The sequence below is a fragment of the Zooshikella harenae genome, from assembly GCF_018837975.1.
GTDB classification, from domain to species: domain Bacteria; phylum Pseudomonadota; class Gammaproteobacteria; order Pseudomonadales; family Zooshikellaceae; genus Zooshikella; species Zooshikella harenae.
The window spans coordinates 78881-104447 of sequence record NZ_JAGSOY010000009.1 but is presented as its reverse complement, the minus strand read 5'-3'; the positions used below and the strand labels follow the sequence as shown (position 1 = coordinate 104447).

18 protein-coding genes are annotated in these 25567 nt (G+C 41.4%); 2 read left to right on the top strand and 16 right to left on the bottom strand.

The features are described from left to right. Positions 1-9: 9 nt before the first annotated feature. The 6 genes from rfaP to glnE form a co-directional block, all read right to left on the bottom strand. Entirely contained in the window at positions 10-822 is an 813-nt protein-coding gene (rfaP, locus tag KCG35_RS06430; protein ID WP_215818853.1) for a lipopolysaccharide core heptose(I) kinase RfaP, read from the bottom strand. Further along, positions 819-1958: a glycosyltransferase family 4 protein gene (locus tag KCG35_RS06425; RefSeq protein WP_215818852.1), complete on the bottom strand. Its 1140-nt coding sequence runs from the start codon at positions 1956-1958 to the stop codon at positions 819-821. The genes rfaP and KCG35_RS06425 overlap by 4 nt, the downstream gene beginning before the upstream one ends. An 11-nt stretch (positions 1959-1969) precedes the next feature. Then, positions 1970-3007: a lipopolysaccharide heptosyltransferase I gene (waaC, locus tag KCG35_RS06420; RefSeq protein WP_215818851.1), complete on the bottom strand. Its 1038-nt coding sequence runs from the start codon at positions 3005-3007 to the stop codon at positions 1970-1972. Positions 3008-3031: 24 nt separating this feature from the next. After that, positions 3032-4099 carry a lipopolysaccharide heptosyltransferase II gene (gene waaF, locus KCG35_RS06415; protein ID WP_215818850.1) on the bottom strand — a complete coding sequence of 356 codons (1068 nt, stop codon included), beginning with the start codon at positions 4097-4099 and terminating at the stop codon, positions 3032-3034. A gap of 111 nt (positions 4100-4210) precedes the next feature. After that, a complete protein-coding gene (locus KCG35_RS06410) occupies positions 4211-5134 on the bottom strand; it encodes a branched-chain amino acid transaminase (protein ID WP_215818849.1) in 924 nt (307 codons plus the stop codon). A gap of 80 nt (positions 5135-5214) precedes the next feature. Next, positions 5215-8187: a bifunctional [glutamate--ammonia ligase]-adenylyl-L-tyrosine phosphorylase/[glutamate--ammonia-ligase] adenylyltransferase gene (gene glnE / locus KCG35_RS06405; protein ID WP_215818848.1), complete on the bottom strand. Its 2973-nt coding sequence runs from the start codon at positions 8185-8187 to the stop codon at positions 5215-5217. 269 nt (positions 8188-8456) lie between these two features. Here glnE and aceE point away from each other — a divergent pair, with 269 nt between their 5' ends. After that, the gene (gene aceE, locus KCG35_RS06400; protein WP_215818864.1) at positions 8457-11111 is read left to right on the top strand and encodes a pyruvate dehydrogenase (acetyl-transferring), homodimeric type; all 2655 of its coding nucleotides are present in this window, start codon (positions 8457-8459) and stop codon (positions 11109-11111) included. A gap of 35 nt (positions 11112-11146) precedes the next feature. After that, entirely contained in the window at positions 11147-12760 is a 1614-nt protein-coding gene (gene aceF / locus KCG35_RS06395; RefSeq protein ID WP_215818847.1) for a dihydrolipoyllysine-residue acetyltransferase, read from the top strand. 109 nt (positions 12761-12869) lie between these two features. Here aceF and KCG35_RS06390 read toward each other — a convergent pair whose 3' ends face one another. The 10 genes from KCG35_RS06390 to KCG35_RS06350 all read right to left on the bottom strand — a co-directional run bounded on the left by KCG35_RS06390 (position 12870) and on the right by KCG35_RS06350 (position 25556). Further along, a complete protein-coding gene (locus tag KCG35_RS06390; RefSeq protein WP_215818846.1) occupies positions 12870-14516 on the bottom strand; it encodes a M20/M25/M40 family metallo-hydrolase in 1647 nt (548 codons plus the stop codon). A gap of 483 nt (positions 14517-14999) precedes the next feature. Next, the gene (locus KCG35_RS06385) at positions 15000-15650 is read right to left on the bottom strand and encodes a protease inhibitor BamI-like protein (protein ID WP_215818845.1); all 651 of its coding nucleotides are present in this window, start codon (positions 15648-15650) and stop codon (positions 15000-15002) included. A 574-nt stretch (positions 15651-16224) separates the two neighbouring features. Further along, entirely contained in the window at positions 16225-18114 is a 1890-nt protein-coding gene (gene mep72 / locus KCG35_RS06380) for a biofilm-associated metzincin protease Mep72 (protein WP_215818844.1), read from the bottom strand. A 39-nt stretch (positions 18115-18153) separates the two neighbouring features. Further along, positions 18154-18843: a biofilm-associated metzincin protease inhibitor BamI gene (gene bamI, locus KCG35_RS06375; protein ID WP_215818843.1), complete on the bottom strand. Its 690-nt coding sequence runs from the start codon at positions 18841-18843 to the stop codon at positions 18154-18156. Positions 18844-19238: 395 nt separating this feature from the next. Beyond that, positions 19239-19367, bottom strand: coding sequence for a hypothetical protein (locus KCG35_RS26650; RefSeq protein WP_255561871.1), 129 nt, complete (start codon positions 19365-19367; stop codon positions 19239-19241). Positions 19368-19755: 388 nt separating this feature from the next. Further along, complete coding sequence (gene mep72, locus KCG35_RS06370; protein ID WP_215818842.1) at positions 19756-21585, bottom strand: biofilm-associated metzincin protease Mep72; 1830 nt, start codon at positions 21583-21585, stop codon at positions 19756-19758. Positions 21586-21652: 67 nt separating this feature from the next. Further along, positions 21653-22372 carry a biofilm-associated metzincin protease inhibitor BamI gene (gene bamI, locus KCG35_RS06365; RefSeq protein ID WP_215818841.1) on the bottom strand — a complete coding sequence of 240 codons (720 nt, stop codon included), beginning with the start codon at positions 22370-22372 and terminating at the stop codon, positions 21653-21655. Positions 22373-23028: 656 nt separating this feature from the next. Continuing rightward, entirely contained in the window at positions 23029-23892 is an 864-nt protein-coding gene (locus KCG35_RS06360) for a tetratricopeptide repeat protein (RefSeq protein WP_215818840.1), read from the bottom strand. Between the two features lie 252 nt (positions 23893-24144). After that, positions 24145-24642: an NfeD family protein gene (locus KCG35_RS06355; RefSeq protein ID WP_215818839.1), complete on the bottom strand. Its 498-nt coding sequence runs from the start codon at positions 24640-24642 to the stop codon at positions 24145-24147. Beyond that, positions 24642-25556 carry an SPFH domain-containing protein gene (locus KCG35_RS06350; protein ID WP_215818838.1) on the bottom strand — a complete coding sequence of 305 codons (915 nt, stop codon included), beginning with the start codon at positions 25554-25556 and terminating at the stop codon, positions 24642-24644. Before KCG35_RS06350 ends, KCG35_RS06355 begins: the two co-directional genes overlap by 1 nt. Between the last annotated feature and the right edge of the window lie 11 nt (positions 25557-25567).

The following is a 25567-nucleotide window of genomic DNA, read 5'->3' as shown; positions in this document are numbered from 1 at the left end:
GTACATACACTAAATAGCATCACCCTTTCGCTGTTTTCGAAGGTACATTTTCTTTGCTTTGTGAGTAATGCTTTGCCAGTAGCGTTGATTGTTCAAAGCTTGCCTCAGTGGTACACCAGTATAATAACGGATAAACCGCAAGACATCTCGGTATGTTAAGCCAATATCTAATACCGAAAAGTAGAGTGCAGCTAAATCTTTTTTAATCCAGCGTGCTGGCGTTTTAGAACGAACTTGTGCTCGATGCAGGTCTATCAAATTGAGCTTTAAAGTTTCTGCACTTAACTGAGAACCAGGTTCTGGTAAGCGTAATAAATAATGGCATATATAATAATCACGATGGTTAACGCCGCTCTGATGCATCTTCCTCGTGTATTCAGCAACTTTTTTAATCAGTTGATATTTTATGGCATAAGATGGAGGATGCTTAAGCCAGTCAAGCGTATAATCCTCCAAACTAATGGTATTCGTTAAATCATCAGTAATAATAAACGACTGCTGTTGTGCAGGATTTTTTCCTCGTTTTCCATATGCAGCTACCGTCATTGTGGGTACTTCAGCTTTCTCCAAGCGCTGAATTGCTAACCACTCATTCTCTGCACCCAATACCGGCAAACGAAATCGCAGAAGGTTTGCAAGTATTTCTTTCCACCCAACACTACCATGAATTTTTGCAAAATAACTTTTCCCTGCACACTCAAACTGAAGCGTACGACGTGCTTCCAGCTCACGAAATACTTTACCCTTTAATTGCTTAACCTGCTCAAATGGATCCAGTCCAGCCCAGCACTTTTCAAACTCTTCTCGCAAAAAAATGGTCAAAGCAACTTACCCCGCTGACTGGCTAATTGTTCAATCAAAGTACTTGCTTGCTGAGGCATGCTGTAAATATCCGCGTGCTTGGCAAACTTTAAACCATTTTCATGCCATTGCTGATGTTCATCCTGATTTGTGAGCATAGCCAGAAACAGTCGATTTAAATCTTCTTGTTTAAAAGGCGACTGCACTACACAACCAATATTGGCCTTATCTATATAGTGTGCATAACCACAAACATCTGTTGTCAGTACTGGTAACCCTGCAACGGCCGCTTCAAGTAATACAGTACCTGTATTTTCGTGATAGGCTGGATGAATCAGTAAGTCTGCTCCCAATAAAAATCGGGGAATATCATCTCTTCCAGACAAAACAGATAACTGCTTTTCAACGCCTAATTTACGCGCCAGTCGCCAAAATGGCTTAGCGTTATCCTGACCAATCACCATAAAATATATAGTTTGTTTTAATTTATCTGGTAAGGCTGCGATTGCCTTAAGGGCTCTATCCAGGCCCTTTGTGCGAAACCCAGACCCTATCATCAATACAAGCTTATCACCTGCTGCAATATTAAATTCCTCACGCAGCTGCTGACGAATTTCATCGGCATTTTCTGGGGCACAGCGATCCTGTGAAATTCCTGGAGGTAACACATGAAAACGTTCAGATGGAGTGTGATAGTACTGTTCAAATAAAACTTGTTGAGCAGGTGCAATCAATAAAATGTGAGTTGAGCCTTCAGGGCTGAAAACCCCACGCTCAAATGCAGAAAAATGTTTATAGCGTTGCATCAGACGATATAATTTACTTCGCTGTAAACGTGCTTTGTCTTCATAGCAAGCATCAGCCGCATAATAAATATCCAGTCCTGGCATCTTATTAAAACCAATAACACAATCTACTGAGCTTTGCGCGATATGATTCATCACCTCTTGGTGAAAACACTTATCCCGCTTATGAGCGGCCAAAGCTTTTGGTTTCAATTGGTGAATCACAAAACCCACCGGCTTTTCACCTTGCCAATCCATGGTATAAACCACAACTTCATGCCCACGACTCTGGCACTCAAGCGCAATACGCAAAAAATCGCGTTGCAATCCACCATAAGGAAAATACTTAAAGAGAATAAATGCTAACTTCATAGAACAACGATCTAGGCTAAGAATGGCTGGACTGCCTGAAATACCTGAGTTGGCATTAAGCTACGAAAAATAGCAGGTTCAACAGCAGGAAGTGGCTTATTGTTAGTAGCGTTGGCATTATCAACTGTCAAATGACACTGACCTTCACCATAAGTGCCTACCAGGCGTGGACTCGTTGGCCCATATAAAGAAATGCATGGCCTATCCAGAGCAGCCGCAAGATGACCTAATCCAGTATCTACTGCAATAACACAGGTCGCTTTGGCCAATACACTGGCTATACCAGCAAGGTTCAGTTTGGGTAAAACCACAGCTTTAGATGAGACCTTAGATTGAATAAGGTTAGCTCGCTGCCGCTCTACCGCATTTCCCCAGGGCAAAACAATATAAAGCCCCTGTACAGCAAGTTTCTCTGCTAGCTCAAACCAATACGGTTCTGGCCAATGCTTCTGTTCGCGTGTTGTACCATGCAAAAAAACAACATAAGGGTTGGAAGGCAATACTGAAGCGAGCTGATTTGTTTTAGTTGAATCAGCATTTAACATTGCTTTATCAAGAGCAAACTGTCCTCGTTGGCTTGGCAGCTTATAATCCAAAGCATTTGCAAATAGCTGACGAACACGCTCTACAGCATGAATACCTTTCACAACAGGTATAGTATGTTGATAAAAGTGAGCAGCTAATGCCTCTCTGACAGATGATTTATCCATGCCATAGCTTTGGCCATGAGTTAAATAAGTCAGCCATGCACTTTTCAATAAGCCTTGTGCATCAATAACAGCATCATACTTTGTAGCTTGTAACTGTTGCTTAAACTGCTGCCATTCACCCTGCTTCATAGTTTTCAAAATATTTTTCCGCCAGCGCCGAATGGCTACAGGAATAACTTTGTCTACAGCAGGATGCCAATGGGGAATTTCAGCAAATGCCTCTTCTACAACCCAGTCAAATCGAATACCTGGAATAGCTTCTTGCGCATCAGTTAAAGCGGGTAATGTGTGTATGACATCACCAAGCGATGAGGTTTTTACAACAAGTACTTTTTTCATTGCAGCTCAATATCTAACTGAACATTATCCACATGAGCTAGCGACGCTCTTTGCAGGCTTTTTATTCTCAGGCACAAGTTTTTGTAGTGCCTCAATCACCATAGGCGGAGCTAACTGGTGAAGACACTTTAAATGTCCTAATGGACACTCGCGCTTAAAACAGGGACTACATTCCAAACCTAAACGCACTATCACCTGTTGTTGATTCAAAGGGGGCGTAAAATCAGGTGATGTAGACCCATAAACCACAACTAGCGGTCGTTCGAGGGCTGCCGCAATATGCATTAACCCAGAGTCATTACTAACCACAGCAGAAGCCATAGAGAGTAAATCAATAACTTCTGCTAGTGAGGTTCGACCCGCTAAATTTTGCACTTGATTCCGCCACTGCTCAGGAATCTGCGAAGCAATCTTTGCAGTCACTTCCTGATCCTTTGCAGAACCTAGTAACCATACTTGCCAACCAGCCTGAATCATATGCGTAGCTACCGCACTGTAGTGCTGTTCAGGCCAGCGTTTTGCAGGTCCAAATTCAGCACCAGGACAAAGTGCGAGAACAGGGGAGTTTTCATCAGCCATTAACTCATGACGCGCTAATGCTTTTTGTAAAGAAACTTTATCGACATGCAGCGCAGGGGCAGGTAAATCAGCAGGTAGCTGTGCATTAGTCGGGTAAGCCAGTGCTATAAAGCGCTGAATCATTAAAGGTAAAGCTGACTTATCCAGCTTGCGTATATCATTGATAAAACCATAACGACATTCACCCACCCAGCCAGTTCGCTGCGGAATTTTTGCCATCGCAGGAATCAATGCAGACTTCAATGAGTTTGGTAAAACTATCGCTTGGTCATAATGCTCATAGCGTAATTTTCGGGCCAGCTGCCAACGTGCTGATAATTTCAGTTCACCATGCCCCACAGGCATAGCAATACTTTTATGCACTTCAGGCATTCGCTGCAATATAGGGCGGCTCCACTCTGGTGCCAAGACATCTATAGCACAGCCTGGATGTTGAGCCTTAAGACTCATAAACAGTGTTTGTGCCATGACCATATCCCCCACCCAGGAGGGACCAACCACAAGGATCTTCACACGCGCAACCAATTTACATTAGAGTTAGTCTTTTCTTGCCTAAACTCAGGCAGCCTGTATCTGGACACCCAGATACAGGAAAAAATGACTGACATTTCGTCAAACGGGGGATCATAACACAGGAGTGAGCCATTCGGGATTAGCATCGCGCTTACCCGTGACCTGATCGAAGTACATTTGCTGCAGTTTCGTTGTGATAGGGCCACGATCACCTTTACCAATAATGCGATTATCATGCATCCTAATAGGCAATACTTCAGCTGCAGTTCCAGTAAAAAAAGCTTCGTCAGCGACATAAACCTCATCACGAGTAATACGCTTTTCAATGACTTCTACGCCCAGCTCTGCGGCAAACTGTAAAATGGAATCTCGAGTGATACCTTCCAGGCAGGAAGTTAGTTCAGGTGTGAATAATTTACCGTTTTTAACAAGGAAAATATTTTCACCACTTCCTTCAGCCACATACCCTTCATTATCCAGCAGCAGTGCTTCTTCACAGCCACAGTCTTGAGCCTCTTTTAGTGCCAGCATTGAATTAATGTAGTTGCCATTGGCTTTTGCTTTACACATCGTAATATTGACATGGTGACGAGTATACGATGAGGTTCTAATTTTAATACCATGCTCTAAAGCTTCTGGACTCATGTAGCTAGGCCACTCCCAAGCAGCAACAATTGTATGCACTTTAAGGTTGTCAGCCCGCAGCCCCATTCCTTCTGAACCATAAAAACACATTGGCCTTAGATAGGCGTTATCTAGCTTATTCTCTTTAACGGCCGCTTTTTGCGCAGCAATTAACTCTTCTTTGCTAAAAGGGATTTTCATTCCCAAAATATGTGCACTTCGATACAAACGATCCGTATGTTCCTGCAACCTGAATATGCAAGGTCCACGATCGGTATGATAAGCACGCACCCCCTCAAATACCCCTAAGCCATAATGTAATGTATGGGTTAACACATGGGTTTTAGCCTCACGCCAAGGCACCATCTCCCCATCAAACCAAATCAGACCATCGCGATCGGCCATCGTCATAAATGAGACTCCTTGTTCAATCTGCTTCTCTATGTCAGGTTTAACAATTAGCTATTAGCACTCATGCAAAAGGTATAAGTTTAGTCGGCACCACTCTCATGAGCTACTGGGCTTGGTGTATCCCCCAGTAGTTGCTGCCAAAGTGCAATAACACCCTGCCGATATTCATGAAAGAAATCGCCGGTAACCACACCAGACTGGTTTTGTAATACCAGCCGATGAGCCGCAGAACGATAAGCCTTGTAAGCCTCGCGGAGCAGGTTAGCAGATTCAGGTGCTAAAAAGCCTGCTTTCTCCAACTCCTCCAAAATCCGAATATTATCGGTATAGGTTAGTAAGTCAGAATATTGGTGCGACCAAGCCAGGACCATATATTGCACCATAAATTCAATATCAACGATACCTCCATAATCGTGTTTAAGATTAAATTTAGCCTCAGGCAACCAGGCAGAATCACTCCGCCCTCCATTCGTTTCCTTGGTTGCCAGGTTATTGCGCATTTTATTACGCATTGAAATCACTTCTTCTTTAAGTTTTTCCTGATCTCGCGTTTGACTCAACACCTGAGCACGAACACCATTAAATTGATCAGTTAACTGAGGAGATCCAGCCACCACTCTCGCCCTAACCAGAGCTTGATGCTCCCAAGTCCAGGCTTTATCAGCTTGATACTCTGCATAAGCATTAATAGTTGAGACCAACAACCCTGAAGCGCCAGACGGACGCAAACGCATATCGACATCATAAAGTTGCCCTGAAGGGGTCTGCGCGGTGAGGATGTGAATCATCCGTTGTCCAAGGCGCATAAAATAAAGGCTATTATCAATTTCTTTCGGACCAGAAGACGCTTTGTTATGAGGTGCGTTATACACAAATACTAAATCCAAGTCAGACCCATAACTTAACTCAATGCCAGCTAATTTTCCGTAGGCGATAACAATAAACTCAACCTGCTCACCCTCCATACCACCAGGAAGACCATATCGGCTTTGCACATAGTGCAGCGCAATAAACAGCACATGCTCCAGAACAGCCTCAGCAATCCATGTTAAATAGTCGCTAACCTTCATCAATGGCAATGTGCCAGCTACTTCAGAGGCAGCAACTCTAAGCACATGAGCCATGCGGAAGTAACGCAAGGTTTCCATCTGCAACTCAATATCATCCTCTGGCACTCTGGCTAGCTGCTGCCGAAGCTCATCGGCTAACGTCTCTTTATCTGGTGGTGAATAAAGTGACCCCACATCTAAAAGTTCATCAAGTAATACAGGGTAGCGAGCAATAATATTGGCAATCCAAGGACTTGCTGCACACAATTTTAATAGCTGCTGAAGCGCCTCAGGATTTTCAATTAACAACAATAAATACGCTGTTCGCCTTAAGACACCCTCCACTAATGGTAAAACTCTTAGCAAAGTATTACTGGGATCACTTTGATGAATTACTGCAGCAAGCAACATTGGCATGAAGGTATCTAGGCGTTGTCGACCTTTACGCTGCATCATTCGCACTGATTTACCATTGGCCAGTTGTTGTAAGCGCTGAAGAATAGTTTCCGGCTGCTGAAAATGGTGGTCAATCAACTGGTGAATAGCTTCATCTTCATTTAGCTGCCCCTGCCACAGAGACTGCCAACAAGAAAGCGCTTCATCAGAAGCATGTTCTTCGGTTGGTTCTGCTACCATTTGTGAAAAATGGTAACTTACTTTTTTACGGTGCTTTTCTAAGGCCTTAACTAATGAATCCCAATCAACAAACCCCATGCTCCAGGCCAGTCTATCTTGTTGTGTTTTATTGGTTGGTAAGTCTTGAGTTTGCTGATCTGCCCATGCTTGTAACGCATGCTCTAGTGTACGTAAAAAATGGTAGGCATTCTCAAGCTCTTCAGTCGCGGCTAATGGTAAATATCCCTGACCTGCTAACACGTTGAGCAACTTAAAAACTGATTTTTGCTGTAGTGCGGAGTCTCGTCCCCCATGAATTAATTGAAAAGCCTGAACAATAAACTCAACCTCACGAATGCCTCCTGGTCCAAGCTTTATATTGTGTTGACGACCTTTGCGTACCACCTCTCGGCTAATCATTTGTTTCATTTCTCGCAGTGCATTAATCGCACTAAAATCCACATAGCGTCTGAACACAAATGGCTTTAGCCTAGCAATTAAGTCTTCACCTGCTTTTTTATCTCCGCCAACCACTCGCGCCTTAATCATGGCAAAGCGCTCCCAGTCACGCCCTTGGTCCTGGTAGTACTGCTCCATAGCATCAAAATTTAAAACCAATGCACCACTTTGCCCATAAGGACGTAACCGCATATCAACCCGAAAAGCAAAACCATCTTTTGTATTAGCATCCAGTAAACTAATCAGCTTTTGTCCAAGCCGAATAAAAAACTCCTGATTACTAATAACCTTTTGTTGTCCTTCCGTTTGTCCTGCTTGGGGATAAGCAAATATCAAGTCAATATCTGAGGACAAGTTCAACTCCCCAGCCCCCAGCTTCCCCATACCGAGAATAACCATATGCTGTGGTTGACCCTGCTGACCCGTTTGTTGCAAGACAGGAGTTCCCCACTGTTTAGAGAAGTGCTGGTAACACCAATGATAACCAGCATCAATACATTCTTCTGCAAGCCGCGTTAAGGCTGTAGTTGTTTCAACGAGCGATGCTTTTTTCGCTAAATCCCGCCAAATGATGTCTACCATTTTTCTATGGCGAAACTGTCGTATTGCCTCCATCACCAAATCTTCACGCTCAATATCAGCAAGTATCGTTGATAGAGTTGGTATTACCGAAATGGTTGATATCTGGCGTTGTGGATCATATTCAGACGCTAGCGCTAATAGCCAATCAGAGTGATGACAACATTGCTGAGCAACATAGCTACTCCCTCCCCACACAGTCACCAAATCAGGCCAAAAACTGTCTGGCAATCTATCCAAGTCATTGCAAGTTGTGTTATTGTCGCGGCAATTTTGTACAAACTGCTCCCAGTAAAAAGTCACTAACGAACTAATCTCCTGGGGACAATCGTTTAATGGCAATGATCGCATTGCTAATCCTTATTGACTCAAACTTGACATATGAGAAGGTACAACCTAAAGGTTTTGAACAGTTTTTAACCTTACTTTTTTTGTAGCTTTACTACATAAACTCAGCTTTAAAGACCTCAAACTGGATCAATATGTAGTATTACTACATAAAAAAGATTAAAATCGTAATAATCTTTTCAATTCTTAGATAATCAAGCGCTAACAACCTTGTAGCTATAATCATTATACGCCTGATCCCAAGGCTTCTAAGACCTGGAGCAATTTAAATGATGCAAAATGATGTGGATCCTATTGAAACCCAAGAGTGGCTCGAAGCGCTAGAGTCCGTACTCGAAAAAGAGGGAGAAGATCGTGCGCATTATTTGCTGACTCGCCTTGCACGATATGCGAGCCGCAAAGGAACTCAGTTGCCGTACGCTATTACGACGCCATATCGCAACACTATCCCGTCATCCCGTGAAGCACGCATGCCTGGCGACTTATTTATGGAGCGCAGAATCCGCTCGTTAGTTCGTTGGAATGCGATGGCCATGGTAATGCGAGCGAACATGAGTCCAGATGATCTTGGTGGACATATTTCCAGCTTTGCATCCAGCGCAACCTTGTATGATATTGGCTTTAATTACTTCTTTAAAGGTCCCAATGATGAAAATGATGGCGACCTGATTTACTTCCAAGGCCATACTGCACCAGGTATCTATTCTCGTGCCTTCTTAGAAGGCCGCATCACCGAACAACAACTTGATAACTTCCGCCGTGAGGTTGATGGCAATGGCTTATCATCTTATCCTCACCCTTGGCTGATGCCTGATTTCTGGCAGTTCCCAACCGTTTCTATGGGCCTTGGTCCATTACAAGCCATTTACCAAGCTCATTTTATGAAGTACTTGGAAAACCGCAGCATGGCTAAAGCGGGTAACCGTAAAGTCTGGGCATTCCTAGGTGATGGTGAAATGGATGAGCCAGAATCTATGGGCGCCATTGGTATGGCTGGCCGTGAGAACCTGGATAACCTTATTTTTGTGGTTAACTGTAACCTACAACGTCTAGACGGTCCGGTTCGTGGTAATGGCAAAATTATCCAAGAGCTTGAAGGACAGTTCCGCGGTGCAGGCTGGAATGTTATTAAAGTGGTTTGGGGTCGTCACTGGGATCCTCTATTTGCCCAAGACGATCACGGTCTATTACAGCAACGTATGGATGAATGCGTTGATGGCGACTACCAAAACTACAAAGCTAAAGGTGGCTCTTATACTCGCGAGCACTTCTTTGGTAAGCACGGTGAAACACTGAAAATGGTTGAGCACTTGTCAGATGACGATATTTACAAGCTCAATCGTGGTGGTCATGATCCTTATAAGGTTTATGCGGCTTACCATGCTGCTGTTAACCATACTGGTCAGCCAACAGTTATCCTGGCTAAGACAGTCAAAGGTTACGAAATCGGTAGTGGCATGGCTGCTAACACGACACACTCACTGAAGAAGCTGAAGCTAGATGAGCTAAAAGCGTTCCGTGACCGCTTTGATATCCCCATCAAAGATGACGAACTTGAAAATGTCCCATACTTCTGCCCAGATGCGGACAGCCCAGAAATGGTCTACATGCGCAAGCGTCGTCAGACATTGGGTGGTTATATCCCTCAACGTCGGACCAAGAGCTCTTCACTGCCGACTCCAGAGCTAAAAGCATTTGAGCAGGTCACTAAAGGCAGCGGTGAGCGAGAAATTTCGACCACTATGGCATTTGTCCGTATCTTGAATGCGTTGGTTAAAGACAAAGCCATTGGCGAGCACGTTGTACCTATTGTTCCCGACGAAGCACGTACCTTTGGTATGGAAGGTATGTTCCGCCAGCTAGGTATTTACTCTTCTGCTGGACAGCTATATGACCCTGTCGACTCTGACCAAGTCATGTTCTACAAAGAAGACAAAAAAGGTCAGATTCTGCAAGAAGGTATTAATGAGGCTGGTGCACACTCTGCGTGGGTTGCTGCTGCTACGGCGTATAGCTTCAACAATGTACCCATGATTCCGTTCTATGCATTCTACTCAATGTTCGGTTTCCAACGTACAGGTGACCTGGCTTGGGCTTCCGGAGATATTCAGGCACGAGGCTTCCTCATTGGTGCCACCTCAGGTCGTACCACACTCAATGGTGAAGGCTTACAGCACCAAGATGGCCATAGCCACATTTTAGCTTCTACCATTCCAAACTGTGTTAGCTATGACCCAACCTATGGTTACGAACTAGCAGTAATTGTTCGTGATGGTATCCGTCGGATGTACACCGAGCAGGAAAATGTGTTCTATTACATCACCACGATGAATGAGAACTACCAGCATCCAGCATTACCTGAAGATCCTGCAGTGATTGATGGCATTCTGAAAGGTCTATACTGCCTCGAAGAGAACTCACGTAAAGCTAAGCTAAAAGTTCAGTTAATGGGCTGTGGCACCATCCTGCAAGAAGTTCGTGCTGCTGCAGAACTGTTGAAAAAAGACTTTAAAGTTGAGTCTGATATTTGGAGTGCAACCAGCTTCAATGAACTTCGTCGTGAAGCATTAGAAGCCAAGCGCTGGAACCAAATGCACCCAGAGTCTGAAGCTAAAATGCCTTATGTGACTAGCTGCTTTGCTAACCGTCAAGGTCCTGTTGTTGCAGCGACGGACTACATGAAGCTTTATGCTGACCAGGTTCGTGAATTTATTCCTTCACGTTATGTGGTATTAGGTACTGATGGCTTTGGCCGTAGTGACTCTCGTAAAAAGCTGCGTGAATTCTTTGAAGTAGATCGTTACTTCATCACTATCGCTGCCTTAAATGCGCTGAAAGAAGAAGGGCTAATCGAAGCCAGCGTGGTTACCAAGGCAATGCAGAAGTACGGCATTGACCCTGAAAAAAATAACCCCGTTAAGTGCTAAACCTTCAGTCACGGATTAATTAAGGTAACACGCAAATGACAGACGAGATTATTAAAGTACCCGACATTGGTGGCAGTGAAGACGTCGAAATCATTGAAATTTCCGTCAATGTAGGTGATGACGTTGCGGAAGAAGAATCACTGATTGTTTTAGAGTCAGATAAAGCATCGATGGAAATCCCCTGCCCTAAGGCTGGCCAGATCAAAGAGATCCTGGTCAAAGTTGGAGACAAAGTTTCTGAAGGAAACGACATTATCGTTTTGACAACTGCAGGTAATGAAGCGCAAACAGATACCTCAAGTCAACCTGCTGCAGAAGAACCTGTAAGTCAATCAGTAACTGAAGAAGCTCCAGCCCCAGTAGCGGAAGCACCTACAGAGACAACAGTAGAAACTATCAAAGTTCCTGACATTGGCAGTGATGACGTTCCTGTCATTGAAATCTGTGTCAATGTAGGCGATGAGATTGCTGAAGAAGAATCTCTGGTTGTTCTTGAGTCAGATAAAGCCACGATGGAAGTCCCTGCACCTAAAGCAGGTGTCGTGAAAAAAATTCTGCTTAAGGTCGATGATAAAGTATCTATGGGTGATGCGATTCTGGAGCTTGAGGTAAAAGGAGCTGCTAAACCTGCAGCCCCTGCACCTCAGCCTCAGAAGGAAGCAGCTGCAGCGCCTACCACTAGTGCTCCAGCAACACCAGCCAAACCTGCTCAAGCTGCTAGCACAGCACCTGCTCAGCTCCAAGAGCCTAATAAGCGTATTCATGCAGGCCCTGCTGTTCGCAAATTAGCCCGCGAGTTTGGTGTTGATTTGGCACTGGTAAGAGGCTCAGGTCCTCGTGGACGTATTCTAAAAGAAGACGTTCAACAGTACGTCAGTGAGCAGCTGAACAAGCCTAAAGCAGCACCTGTTGCAGAAGGTATAGGGGCAATTCCTGCTGTTCCAGCCATTGACTTCAGCCAGTTTGGTCCTGTGCGTGAAGAGCCGCTAACACGCTTGCGAAAAGTCGGAGCCTTTAACTTACATCGCTCCTGGTTGAATGTTCCTCATGTGACACAGTTTGAAGAAGCTGATATCACTGAGCTGGAAGCATTCCGTAAAGCGCAAAAAGAAAAAGGCGTTAAAATGACGCCACTGCCTTTTATTATTAAGGCCTGTGTACATGCTCTGAAAGCCATTCCACAGTTTAATGCTTCACTGAACCCTACAGGTGATGCATTAATCATGAAAGACTACTACCACATTGGCTTTGCTGTAGACACACCCGATGGATTACTGGTACCTGTCATTCGTGATGCAGATAAGAAGAGCTTGACACAACTAGCACAAGAAACAATTGAGCTAGCAGCAAAAGCAAAAGACAAAAAACTTAGCCCAGCACAGATGCAGGGCGCATGTTTTACGGTATCAAGTCTTGGCAGTATTGGTGGAACCGCGTTTACACCTATCGTCAACACACCAGAAGTTGGTATTTTGGGTGTATCTAAAGCCAGTATGAAGCCTATCTGGAATGGTAAAGAGTTTATCCCTCGTCTAATGTTACCACTGTGCTTGTCCTATGATCACAGAGCAATTAATGGCGCAGATGCCGCACGCTTTGCTTCAGTACTTGCTGCAGCACTTGGAGATATTAGAGAGCTATTGCTTTAATACTTACTATTCCCATTTTGCTATTTAATTGTCAAAAAAAGCCCATCAACTGATGGGCTTTTTTATTTATAGTGTTTTATTTTGAAAAAACGACAGTTGATTTAAAAAATTATTTCCAACTCCACCGCTGATAATCCTGGTCCCAGTTATACCACATACCTACTTTAGCCCCTTGCATATACCCATAAATGGTGAGTACACGATCAGAGAGACTATCATTCATTAACGCCTCGCCATTAAGGGTCCACTGCTGGCTATTACTACCAGAGCATTTTTCCATAGCCACAGAACCACTACTTCCACTGCTACTTGTCACAGTCAGACATAAATCTTTATAACGCTTTGACTTCATCGTCCCATCATTACCCAGCATCCACAGCTGACCATCCGTTTTACTACAATCATTAGCTAAAGGTGTCTTCGAGTCCTGAACATCAAGGCAAAAACCGAGGGCCGAGGAAAATTGCTTATACTCACCCTGGTCATCTCCATCACCATCGTCGTCACCTGCGCTCTTTGCCAATTCTACCAAAAAGGCAGTAGCTAATTGAGCAAACTTAAATGCATGGTTTGCGTTATTACCTGACTTATCAAGGGTATCATTGGCAGTATGAATATAACGGTTACTCTGCTGCATAGGCGCTTCAAATGGCATGCTCGCAGCGTATCCTTGACGGTGCCAGGATGCATGGTCAGAACAAGCGTAACCACAACGCATTGTGGTATAGCTATATTGAGAAAGGTACTCTCCGATGAGTCGTTTTAGGAATTCATTTTGTGCAGAGTTGGTATAATCGGTTACTAAAGCATAATCATATGAAGATCCCTGGTAGTTAGTCATATCAAGCTGCATAACACCCACCACATTTGCACCCTGACCTTTCATGTCTTCAGCGATGTCATCTGAACCTAATAAGCCAACCTCTTCAGCAGCATAAGCCATAAATTTAATGGTTCGTTTTGGCTTGTAATTATTAGCCATCATTACTTTTATAACATCAGTAATAGTGGCAATTCCTGATGCATTATCATCAGCACCAGGTGCGCGAGCTCTCAGCTTATCGTTTACAGTATGATTGATAGAATCCATATGCCCACCAATAACAACCACTTCATCAGTACTACCATCACCTTGTAATGTCATAATGACTGAAGGCTGTTTCCACCCGCTATGGCTGTATAATTCAACTTTGGTATCTGTCCGCCCTTGCGCTAAACGCTCCCAGGTATTTTTAATCCAGCTAGATGCTTCTTCGCCAGTATCACTACGATAATAACGGTTATGAAAGTCAGCCATTCCTTCAATTGTCGTACGAATATCTCTCTCTTTTAACTGAGGCAGAAACCCATTAACCACTTTTTGTTGATCTATTGTATAGTCAACAGTTACTAATGATTCCGTCTTATTCACAAGCATTTCATTGGCAGCTTTTACTGCATCAGCATAGGAATCATGTACCATGAAACCACCACAGCGCTTGTACTTGGCATGCATATAGTACGAAATTAAATCCAGGTGGGCAGGGTCTAGCTGAGTTACAGTAACATCAGTCTGGGCTAAACTCGAAACATTGTATTTAGGAAGCTGATTACCCATGAGCTGCTGTATACCTGCATAAGCATCTGAGCCCATTGTTACCCATAGCTTTTGCTTCTCTTCAGTGATGCCACTACCTATACTGAGGCTTGAAGTCGCAAGACTACCCGTTAAGACCAACGAAGTAATTACTCCTGCTGTAAGCTTTTTGATTTTCATATAAAATTCCCTGTAAAAGTGACATCCTTGTTTTTTTACTTTAAGCTTTGCGCCTCTATCAGCAAATATTTTTTTTGCGCGACTGTCAAGTAAAGAAATCGACTTTTAAATCATCATATAAAATAGCAATAATTAATTAACCAGAAACAGCATCAGCTTTTCACCTTACACCCTATAAGAAATAACCTATAAGGAAATAAAAATATTTTTAACAACTATTTACAACCTTCTCAAACTCCCTCAAACACAGCCATAGGCTAGAAAGGTATTTATTACTATTTAGAATTTAAAAAAACGGTCAATTAAAAAAAGAATAACGATAAAATATTACCAGCTCACATAACATAACTTTCAGAAAAATATTTTTTATTAAAACCAATCAATATTAACCAATTGAAAACGCGGAATATAAACTTAATATTTATATTACATAAGAATAAAGCAGAGTAAATTATTACAACGCGTAGGAGAGATATTTAATTATTAATCGGTTTGCGCAAACTGAGTAGAATCTGATGTTGTTTTGTCTTTAGATCTATCCACAAGGTCATTAAGAGCCTGTGTTTCGTTAACCATTGTACCATAACCTGTTTCATTATTAATTCGAACAGAGTAAACCGCTTTTTTGGTAGAAATCGTGATATAGGTTTCATGACTTCCTTTTGTTACCAAAATACTCTCTCCTGGTTGACTGTTTAGTAGACGCCCAGACCAAACCTGCATATTATTTCGTTGGTTATGTGTGGAAAACAGCTCAGCCTGAAGTGCTTTGCTTAATCCAGGTACTTTAAGCTGTAAAACTTGGCCAAGATTTAGAGAGGCTAATACTTGACGATTTGCTTGAAGCTTTAGAAGGGGGACTCCATCTTCAACTTTTGAGGGAACAGGGTCAACCGACCAAATGTGGTCACCAACCAGGTCAGCTTGTTGCAGGTCATTAGCAGGTGACTCAAGTGCTGTGCTTTGAACCGTTCCAGCCTCAGATGTATCAGCGCTTGAGATCCTTGCAGTAGCCGTTTCTTTTATATGTAATGCATTGTGGTTTTGCTCGGACAAATTAATAGAAGTCAAAGCAACAAATGTGCTACATGCCAATGATAACAATCCAGAACAGCCAAAAAAGAATACCTTCATGCATCGATCCCTAGATAAATAATAATGATTACTCATTATTAGGCTGAAAATCGTAAGATTTCATAATTTAAATCGCACATATTTCAATTAAGTACTTAGCACTAAATCAATTTTGTTTTGTGAAGTTTATAGGTTAACCTCTAATACGGTTGTGAAAAAACACACATTCTGTTGCTTATTTATTACTTTTTGTATACCAGATTGATTTGCATCACAGTTAAAATTAAACTCTTGTCTTATTTTTAATCATTACCCATAACTCTTGCCGCATATGGAAACACTCCTAAGAGCACCGCTAAAAATAGTGATTTTTTGTGAGCGCAAGAAAGCACTACACGGAAGACCGAAATGTATACGAAATACATGAGGGCTAAACAGTTACAGCATATTTAGCGATAACAGCCTCAAGCATGTATTGATGCTAGCAGGGCCATGAGTACCACGCTGACGCAGCTCTTTTACATTAGTTAAACTACTGATTATGCATTCATCCAAGCTGATATACTAAACGACATAAAAAAACAGGTGCCTAAGCACCTGTTTTTCAAGCATTACAAAATAATGCAGCTTTTAACTACTGAACACGATTCACTTTGACATCATCCAAATAGTACTCAGTGCCAGCAGATGGTCCGACAATCATCATATAGGTACTACGTAAGTTATAAGTTGGAGCAGTAAATGTGCCTTCAATATCGTACCATTGTCCTTTATTTACTTTCTTAGCAGATACTGTTTCCCATTTACGGTAACCATTGCTATTTACATAAGTTAGAACAACTTCAACGTTTTCAGTTTGCTGTAGGCTGTAGCCTAGTCTTAGCTTGGCTTGTACTTTAAAGCGCTTACCAGGTTCGATGGTACCATGCAGGTTCAATGCTGGACCGCTATACTGAGATGACCGATTAAATGCAATTAAACTACGATAACCAGAAGTTGCATATTGCCATGAGTTAGTCGCATAACCACCATACCCAAACCAATTGCCTGTTCCACGCTCAAAGTTTTCATCAAGCACATAACTGATAACAGGTTTTGGTGTTTCTTTAACTTTTGGCTGCTCAACTTTTTTCAGTAATACCTCATCCAGATAAAAGTCAGTACCCGCATCAGGCCCATACGCTAAAACACGAACAGAGCGCAGTGTACCTCTTGGGTTTATTTTAAACCGGCCAGATAGTTTAGAGAGCGCATTTGCTGCCAGAGATTTATTAGCTACATAGTGGTAGTAAGTACCTCGGCTGTCAGAAACTTGAATGGCTAAGCTACCCGTACTCCGTGAACGATAGTTACCACTTAAGCCCATTTTAGCCGAAAGGGTATACTCAACACCTGACTCAACCTTGGCAGTAATATCTTGTACTGCTCCACTGTAAAAATAGTTACGGTTGCTTACTAAGGCAATGTAATCTTTTCCACAGTCACGAGTTTTATATTTCTTAGCAATACTTTCAGAGCGAGTGTAAGACTCCCATGCACCCACATTGTTGAAGTCACCATCATCGAGTAAGTTACCTTCCAAGTAGTCTTTTTCACAGACAGAAACAGGCTTGGGTTTTGGCTTAGGATTAGGCTTTGATTTTGGTGTTTCAGGGTTGTCAGTTTTTGGTGTTTCAGGCTCTGATGTTGTTCCATCATCAGTAGGTGTAGAGGTATCAACTACCTTGGTTGCCATAAAGCTAACAACTTTATCACCCATCTTATTCAAGTGTTTAGCTGCATCGGCGCTGCTATGAACACCACATGCATCACTGTCACATGCGTAAATTGAAGGGTTAGAGATATAAGGAACAGCCTTAGCTCTTCCAAAAACATGAGGATACGCCATGATAGTTGCAAAGCGGTTATATTGGCCATAACCACGAGCAGACTTATCTACCCGATAATTTTCTGAATTATAATCATCCTGCTCTGCAGAGTGTCCAGCACCCGCATTATGCATTGACTCATGCAAAAATGTCCGATTACCACATTCTACACCAACAAGGTTGTAGGCATTAGCACTTGCGTTCGAATAAAAAGTATTATTATAACCTCCAGGCACGTAGCCTATACCACAAGTGTAATATACAGAATTCCCTTTAACGACTTTTTCCCGAAGGTTGACTAGCGTAACAATATCAGCTCCGTATTTTTTCCTTAAGTTTGCAACCTCACTATTTTCTGCAAATGCAGCCAGAGAGCTATTATTTACTGTTTTATAACGGCTTATGTTTCGTGGGTTAAATAGTTGCTTGTGGACAAGTCGATACTTCAAATTAACATTGCTACGCTTAAACGTTTCATTTGAATAATTAATATAAGAGGCAATTTGTGCGTCAATATCACCAGCTACAACATAATTAACAGCATCATGAGTATAAAGTACCATGATATCAACAACATTATCACCAGCCTGTGCTGACACAGCAAAACAGCTAGCCAGTGATAACACTAATGCTTTTTTTCTAAACAAAAAACTCATTGCAGGGCTCCCGGAATGGCTCTTCAATCTAAATGTTATTTATTTTGGTTGTGATTTAAGTAAGTCGTCTTTAACAGGAATAGCATCAACGTGGTCTGGGTTTTGGTGTTGTGCAATTTTATCTTCATCAGTCGCACGCCCTTTTCCCGTTTCCTTATCAATTACGATAGTCTGATTACCATAACGCGTAGCTAAACTTATAACGGTGGTACGCTCTCCTTCAGTTACCAACATACTTTCTGTGTTATCACCATCAACAATCTCGCCCTTCCACACCATTTCCCCCATGTCACCGTTATAGGTCTCAACTAATTTGGCTGCTACTGTATGATCAGGCGTTACCTGCATTGTCACAACGCCATCAACAGTAAATGAAGACAGTACCGCAGGATCAGCTTGAACAGCATAAGTTTCTTTATTCTCAATATCTGCATCTTGAAGCTGCCAAAGCTGATGCTGTCCTTTAGTTAAGTCTACGGCTTTTTTTGAAACTGGTGACTCAGGTAATACTTCTTCTGTTACTGCTATTTTAGGGTTATTTTCTGATGACTTATTATTTTGCAGTGAAGTTTGACTTGAAGTCTGTTCAGCGCTGACTTTAGACACTTCAGAAGTTGGTTTTTTGACTTCTGCTTTATCTGTAGACTCTGAACACCCCACTAAATAAAAAGAAAATAGTGAGACGCCTAATACCGACAGTGTCGTACGCATCAGGTTAGTGTAATTCACGTAAGTTTCTCCAAGAAATGAGATTGTCTGACAACGTTGTACTACGATGACTCCCTATAAATAGCACCAAAGTGCTGTGACATACCATGTCACAACCTCAACGTTAAATAAGACAGAATAAGTATATTATTTGGAGTAATGCTTTTTAGCGAACAGGTTCACACTTTTCCGGTTTAAGATGAACAAGCAAGGAGATTATGACTCTAATTCAGGTTGAAGCGTCTTACATTAAAGATAAATGGTTTTAATAAACTATGCCAACCAAGATTTAATACATTTTGCGTAGTAAGACTGGCTAAAAACAAAATAGAACAAAAGTGCAAACAAAGGCTCTTCTAACAACTTATTGTTAAACATTAAGACACTAATGTCTCTCACCTTGTAGAAAAACCATTTTAAGGAACAACAACAGAAGAAACTTCAGAGGGTGTTTCAGATGTCTGCAAGTAAGGTGATAGCATAAACGCAGCGCAAACACCTACAAAAATCAAGGCACAGGCTTTTATTAGATTTTTATCAACCATCTCGGCTAAACCCCAGTACTTTATTTATTTCTTACTCATTTATTAATAGAACAGTGATCTAATGTTGCCTTGATATACTTCCAGACTACCTTAGTAGTGCCAAATTTATCAAAGGGTTAACCTAATCAACCAAGCTAAACCAATCCATGCTTTCTTATTCCTTAATTCTGGTGGAAGTATAAGTTTCTCCATGTTGAATATAAATGAACTTACTCACACTGGCATTTAAGATGATGGTCTTTTCGACATTAATGAGATAAAGATCTCAATTTAGCTAGCAATACACCTCCTTGTTATCACATATACATGTGACAAATTTCTCAAATATATATAGAGGGAATTAAAAAAGCGGGCACAATGTACCCGCCATAATTACTTGCAATAATCTTTACTCTGCAGAATTGAGCTTCAGGCTAATATCATCAATGAAAAGTGATGCTGATGGCTCAGGTCCAAATATGTATAAGTTTGCATACTTCACAGAGCCTTTAGGTGCAAATTGCAAGGCTGCGGTAATTTCAGACCAAGCACCGCCTGCCCCTAGCTTTTCTGTTGTTAAGCGTTGCCAATGATATCCTTCGTCATCGACATAGAAGAGCTGAATATCAATATCCTCTTCTGTTTTTGCATCCTTACCCAAGCTTGCAGCAAGAGATAAGGTATAAGCTTTATCTGCCTCAATAAGCCCTTTCAAGTTAATTGATGGTCCAGAGTACCAGTGGCTTCGATCAGATGACATTAAAGACCACTGACCACCATGGGCAAAATCCTCTTTTCGTACCAAATCACCAGAACCAAATGCAGGTTTCCAGCCATGATCATTTTCTTCAAATGAGTGCTCAAATAAGGAAGGATTTTTAGGAGGCTCAGGGGTCTCACCGGAAAATTTCGAAATTTTAACCTCATCAACCAGCAAATCACGTTGACCTTTAGGTCCAAAAATAAGCAATTTAACTTTTTCTACTTTTCCAAGTGCTTGTAAGGAAAAAGTCTCATTAATATCAGTCATTTCATTTGTGGTAATGGACTTAATTGAGAGGTATTGGTAGTAGTAGGCACCAAGATCATTTTTAATGAGCAGTGCCACTAGACCAAAGTCTCGATTTTCTTTGCCATCATCCCCAGCTTTCATGCCCAGCTTAGCTGTTAACGTATACTTTTGATCTTCTTCAAGTTTTCCTGTTAGGTCTTGAATCACACCATCATAATATTGCTTACGGCTGGTAATATGTAACAAGTTATCCCGCCCACACTCTCGTTTAACAGCATGCTGTTTTAACTGAGTAGCACTTGTGTAAAAAGGCTGCCATTTATCTACGCTATTAAAGTCAGACTGCAAAATCAGGTTATCTTTTTCTAAGTCTGGCTTTTTACAAACTGTGTCAGGAAGATCGCCATCTCCGGGTTTATCTCCATCTCCAGGTTTGTCTCCATCGCCTGGAGGAGTACTCCCATCATCAACTTTTGTTGGCATATAAGCAGCTATTTGAGCAGCCACCTGCTTCATATTTGAGACTGCATCAGCCCCCTCTTCACTTTCATTATCAACGCCACAAGTTTGATCTTTACACTTTTTCAAAGCCGGGGTCGACATCATCGCGACTTGAGGTGCATCACCATATGCATTTGAATAGGCCATGACTGTGGTAAATAAACCGTCTTGCCCGTGCCCCCTAGCCCATGCGTACATTCCACCTTTCGAATTTTGTCGAGCTGAATGGCCTAATGAGAAGTTATGACCTATTGCATGTACTAGTGCACTTTCACCACAAGAGTCACCGAAAATATTAAACGCTAAATTACCTGCTGTTTCTTTTAACTTTCCGTTTTCACCTTTTGGCATCCAGGACACAATACACTTGTCTCCTGTACGGGTAGTCACAAAACTGACAATATCTGCCCCCTTCTCTTGGCGCAGCTTGGACACCTCACCGTCATCCGTCAGTTTCTTAAGTGTTTCCTGATCAATGTTTCCATAGTCTTTGCTTAGCGTTCCTGAATGCACTAAGCGCAACTTTAAATTAAGCTCACTATTTTTATAAACTGTATTCGCATACTCTACCCAGGATGCCATTTTTGCTTTTATGTCTGTGTTTTCTGCCACTTCTGGCGAATACATCAGCATAACATCAACTGTCTCAGCTACAGCTGAGGCAGATAGAACAGAGGCTGTTAAGAAACTAAGCCCCATTATCGATCGTTTTATTTGACTTGCCATTTCTTCTTTTCTCCTACATACAACCCTAAACGCTGCAGTGGCTACTTAATCTTATAAAAATATTTATTTAGCCATTATCTTTTTGAGGTGGCGTTATAGGGACTTCAGGTGCAGGTAGAGCATCATTAAAATTAGTAATCGTGCGTAAGCGATCCGTTTCACTCACCACAGTGCTTCTACCAGTTTTGTTGTCAATACGAGTGGTGTAAACCCCTTGCTCAGTTGAAACTGTTACATACGTTTCTATTTCTCCACGAGTAACAATCACATTTTCAACGTTACTTCCATTTTCAATTTTTCCTTTAAAAACATGAACATCATCTAACTGGTTATGTGTAGAAGTAAGCTGAGCTTTATACGACTGATTAAGTTGAGGTATTTCAAACTCCAGGGTTTGCCCCATTTGGAGACTGGTAACGATAGTGGGATCAACTTGAACATTGTAAGCCGTCACACCACCATCTTCAGACGTTGGGTGTTTATCATCCACTTTCCACATATTGATCACTTCGTTTGGATCAACTTCAGCTAGCTGTGGACCAGGTTCAGGTAATGGAATATCTTTTTGGTTACTGACAGCTTCAGCCGTTGTTTCCGCTTGACTTGGAGCAGCTGAAGCGTTATCTGATTTTACTGGCGCCACAGATTGTGCTTTTTCACCCGCTGTACTACTGACTGATTGAACACTACTGGCCGGTTTGGTTTTCAGTGCAGGCGTCAAAACTACGGCAGCACAAACACCTACCAGCAGTGCACCAGCACCTATAATTATTTTCGAATTCTTCATAAAAATGGGACCTCTTAAGAAGCAAACTACAGCTCTTGGTAAACATGTTCAGGAAACACTTCTTAGGAGTATAAAGAGGGCTTATTATGCTTTATGCGATATCTTGCACAATAAAATAAAAGACACTTCAGTAATTGTATATGTTGTAGATATGTTCACGCAGCTTAAGCGACAGTAATCATTTACTGTAAGACAGATGATCCCAGGATAGAAGAAACTCTCTTTGAGAGAAGCATTGACAACCACACAGAGGTAAAATTATGAGAAACGTCTAACAACAGATAAGAACATCAGGTAGTGTGAACTACTACATAATAATCATACCTACAACCAAGAATACACAATGCCCCCTGTAAATATTTCTGTGTCTCCACTACCTGGTTTTAAATATAGGATCTGAGTCTATTTTCAAACTAAATCATAAATTGATTTAATGCCACTTTCCAATTTCTAATAGGCATTATCCACTTTTTCAGAGACTGATATAAAAATACTTTACCACTCTCTACCGAAAACATTAAAAATAATAGTTAACATCTAAACCAAAGAGAGTTCAAAGGGTATTAACCTTTTATTATATAAAAATATATATTATTAGAGACAGAAGAACTATGGCTGATACCCTCTTAAAACTCATCTTTTAACTTTAAAGTTATTCAACCTTCTTTTTGTTTATATTTTATAAGCTCCCCAATAAATCTAGTTATTTTATTGGCAACATTTTCACTACCTCGGATAGCCATCCATCGCTCTAGTGTAACTGGGTGTTTAATCCAACAAGTATTATCCAGATTTGAACAATTATATTTAATATCTGTAGTGACGCCATAAATCTTTAACACTGTATTTTGTAATTGTTTATCGCTATCACCTGCTACTCTTGTTGCCTTAGTAACTATTAATTCTCCAGGATTTTTAGCATTAATAGTGTACAGCTCATCTGCTGCTTTATTTAAATTAATTACTTTACCCTTTCTCAGGGCATATTCAGAAAGCAATTCATTGATATAGGATTCTAAAGCAATAATTTCACTTGAAGTTTTGTATTGCGACTTAAGGTTATTTACCACCTTATCCATTTTACTTGGTTCTATTTTTATAACATCGCTTTTATCTACTGAACTAATCGCTGCTTTTTTTTGCTGATCTTTTTGTTTATATTCTTCAATATTCGTAAACATTCCTAACGCTTCTTGATAATACTCTCCTTCTTTTCCTGTTCTTTTTAAATAGCGTTCAATATTTTCCTGTGCTTGATCCATTTTTTTGTTTTGAAATAAAACCTTGCCATAAATAAAATAAAACTCATCTGGTGGCGTGACCTGCAATGCAATAGCTTTTTGTAAGTATTGCTCAGCTTGGCCGTAATTTCCCTGTTCAATATGTTTCTTAGCAGCCAAAATAAAGCGGTCAACTTCAATTTCTGCAGGCAAATCAGCCATACATAAACTACCAAACGTGAAACAAACAGCAGCTGTGATCCACAACCATACCTTTGTTCCAAACCAACTATTGATCATTTTTGACCTCACTTATTACGCAACTATTCTTCAGTTGAAAATATACCTTTCACACTCGGTATACTAAATCCTTCACCCATTCTTTTATGCGTAGTCCATAGCATAATGTTCCTCCGAGTTTTCAATAATTAGCTCGGAGGATTTTTAACACACTTTGTAGGGATTAATACGGTCTCACCTACCCAAAAATAAAACGCATGTTCTATTTTTTTGGCTTAATAAAATCAAATCAATCACTTACCACGTATGCACTTAATCAGTTACTTTTTTCTCCTGCATATCATCTGCGTTATTCTGACGCTCAATTGCTTCGACTTGAAGCTGCATGCCATTTACTGCAACCACTTTTACTTGAACCCCTGCAGGTAAGTCTGGACCTGTTACCATCCAGAAACTATCTCCCACTTTTATTTTTCCGTGCCCACCAACAATCGCTTCACTCACCACATAACACCGCCCTAATAATTGCTGACTTCTCTGGTTCAGATTTGATTGATTTGGGAGAGAAGGTTTGTGCTTTAAATATCGCCACCAACTGTAAGCACTAATGAGAGCAATCAAAGAGAATATGATTAACTGGAATTCCCAACTTAAGTTAGGAAACAACCACTTAAGTAAACCAACAGTTCCTGCCGAAATCCCAATCCACAGGAAATATCCTCCAGTGCCAAACACTTCAATAATGAGACAAAAAAGCCCTACACCAAACCACACCCAAAATGAGATGTGTGATAGCCATTCTATTAACATTATTGTTTCGCCATACTTTCTTGAACAAGTTCTTTAATACCTGCTACAGAACCAATTATGCTGGATGCTTCAAGAGGCATCATGATTACTTTGGAGGTTTCAGCAGAAGCAACTTCTTTCAACGCATCCACATATTTTTGAGCCACAAAGTAATTCACGGCTTGTATATTACCCTCAGCTATCGCTTTAGAAACCATATTGGTAGCTTTGGCTTCTGCTTCAGCGGCCCGCTCTCGCGCTTCTGCTTCTAAAAAGGCTGCTTGACGTTCCCCTTCCGCTCGTAGTATGTCAGCTTGTTTTTCCCCTTCAGCTTTTAATATTTCTGCTTGTCGTTCACCTTCTGCCTCCAAGATGGATGCACGCTTTTCTCGCTCCGCTTTCATCTGATTTGCCATTGCTTCAACCAGATCAGTAGGCGGTGTAATATCTTTAATTTCAATCCGTGTGACTTTTACCCCCCATGGATTTGTTGCTTCATCCACTGTATGTAATAACCGTTCATTAATCTGATCACGCTGAGATAACATCGCATCTAACTCAAGAGACCCTAGAACAGTACGAATATTGGTCATCGTCAGGTTACGTATTGCATGCTCTAACTGATTTACTTCATAAGCAGCTTGTGCCGCATTCACAACCTGAAAGAAGCACACAGCATCAATTGTTACCATCGCGTTATCACAACTGATGACTTCTTGAGGGGGAATATCTAATACAGTTTCCATCATATTCATTTTTTGGCCCACTCGGTCAAAAAATGGAATAATAACATTAAGCCCAGGCGTTAATGTTCGGGTATAGCGACCAAAGCGTTCCACAGTCCACTCATACCCTTGGTTAACAGACTTAAAAGCCATGAACAACAAAGACAGAGCCAATACCACAAGTACAATAAGAACAATAGGCAGTTCCATTACTGTCTCCA

Coding starts and splice junctions, on each gene's coding strand:
- KCG35_RS06425 (WP_215818852.1), bottom strand. CDS start 1,958: ATGAAGTTAGCATTTATTCTCTTTAAGTATTTTCCTTATGGTGGATTG.
- waaC (WP_215818851.1), bottom strand. CDS start 3,007: ATGAAAAAAGTACTTGTTGTAAAAACCTCATCGCTTGGTGATGTCATA.
- KCG35_RS06410 (WP_215818849.1), bottom strand. CDS start 5,134: ATGACGATGGCCGATCGCGATGGTCTGATTTGGTTTGATGGGGAGATG.
- glnE (WP_215818848.1), bottom strand. CDS start 8,187: ATGCGATCATTGCCATTAAACGATTGTCCCCAGGAGATTAGTTCGTTA.
- aceE (WP_215818864.1), top strand. CDS start 8,457: ATGCAAAATGATGTGGATCCTATTGAAACCCAAGAGTGGCTCGAAGCG.
- aceF (WP_215818847.1), top strand. CDS start 11,147: ATGACAGACGAGATTATTAAAGTACCCGACATTGGTGGCAGTGAAGAC.
- KCG35_RS06390 (WP_215818846.1), bottom strand. CDS start 14,516: ATGAAAATCAAAAAGCTTACAGCAGGAGTAATTACTTCGTTGGTCTTA.
- KCG35_RS06385 (WP_215818845.1), bottom strand. CDS start 15,650: ATGAAGGTATTCTTTTTTGGCTGTTCTGGATTGTTATCATTGGCATGT.
- mep72 (WP_215818844.1), bottom strand. CDS start 18,114: ATGAGTTTTTTGTTTAGAAAAAAAGCATTAGTGTTATCACTGGCTAGC.
- KCG35_RS26650 (WP_255561871.1), bottom strand. CDS start 19,367: ATGGTTGATAAAAATCTAATAAAAGCCTGTGCCTTGATTTTTGTAGGT.
- mep72 (WP_215818842.1), bottom strand. CDS start 21,585: ATGGCAAGTCAAATAAAACGATCGATAATGGGGCTTAGTTTCTTAACA.
- bamI (WP_215818841.1), bottom strand. CDS start 22,372: ATGAAGAATTCGAAAATAATTATAGGTGCTGGTGCACTGCTGGTAGGT.
- KCG35_RS06360 (WP_215818840.1), bottom strand. CDS start 23,892: ATGATCAATAGTTGGTTTGGAACAAAGGTATGGTTGTGGATCACAGCT.
- KCG35_RS06355 (WP_215818839.1), bottom strand. CDS start 24,642: ATGTTAATAGAATGGCTATCACACATCTCATTTTGGGTGTGGTTTGGT.
- KCG35_RS06350 (WP_215818838.1), bottom strand. CDS start 25,556: ATGGAACTGCCTATTGTTCTTATTGTACTTGTGGTATTGGCTCTGTCT.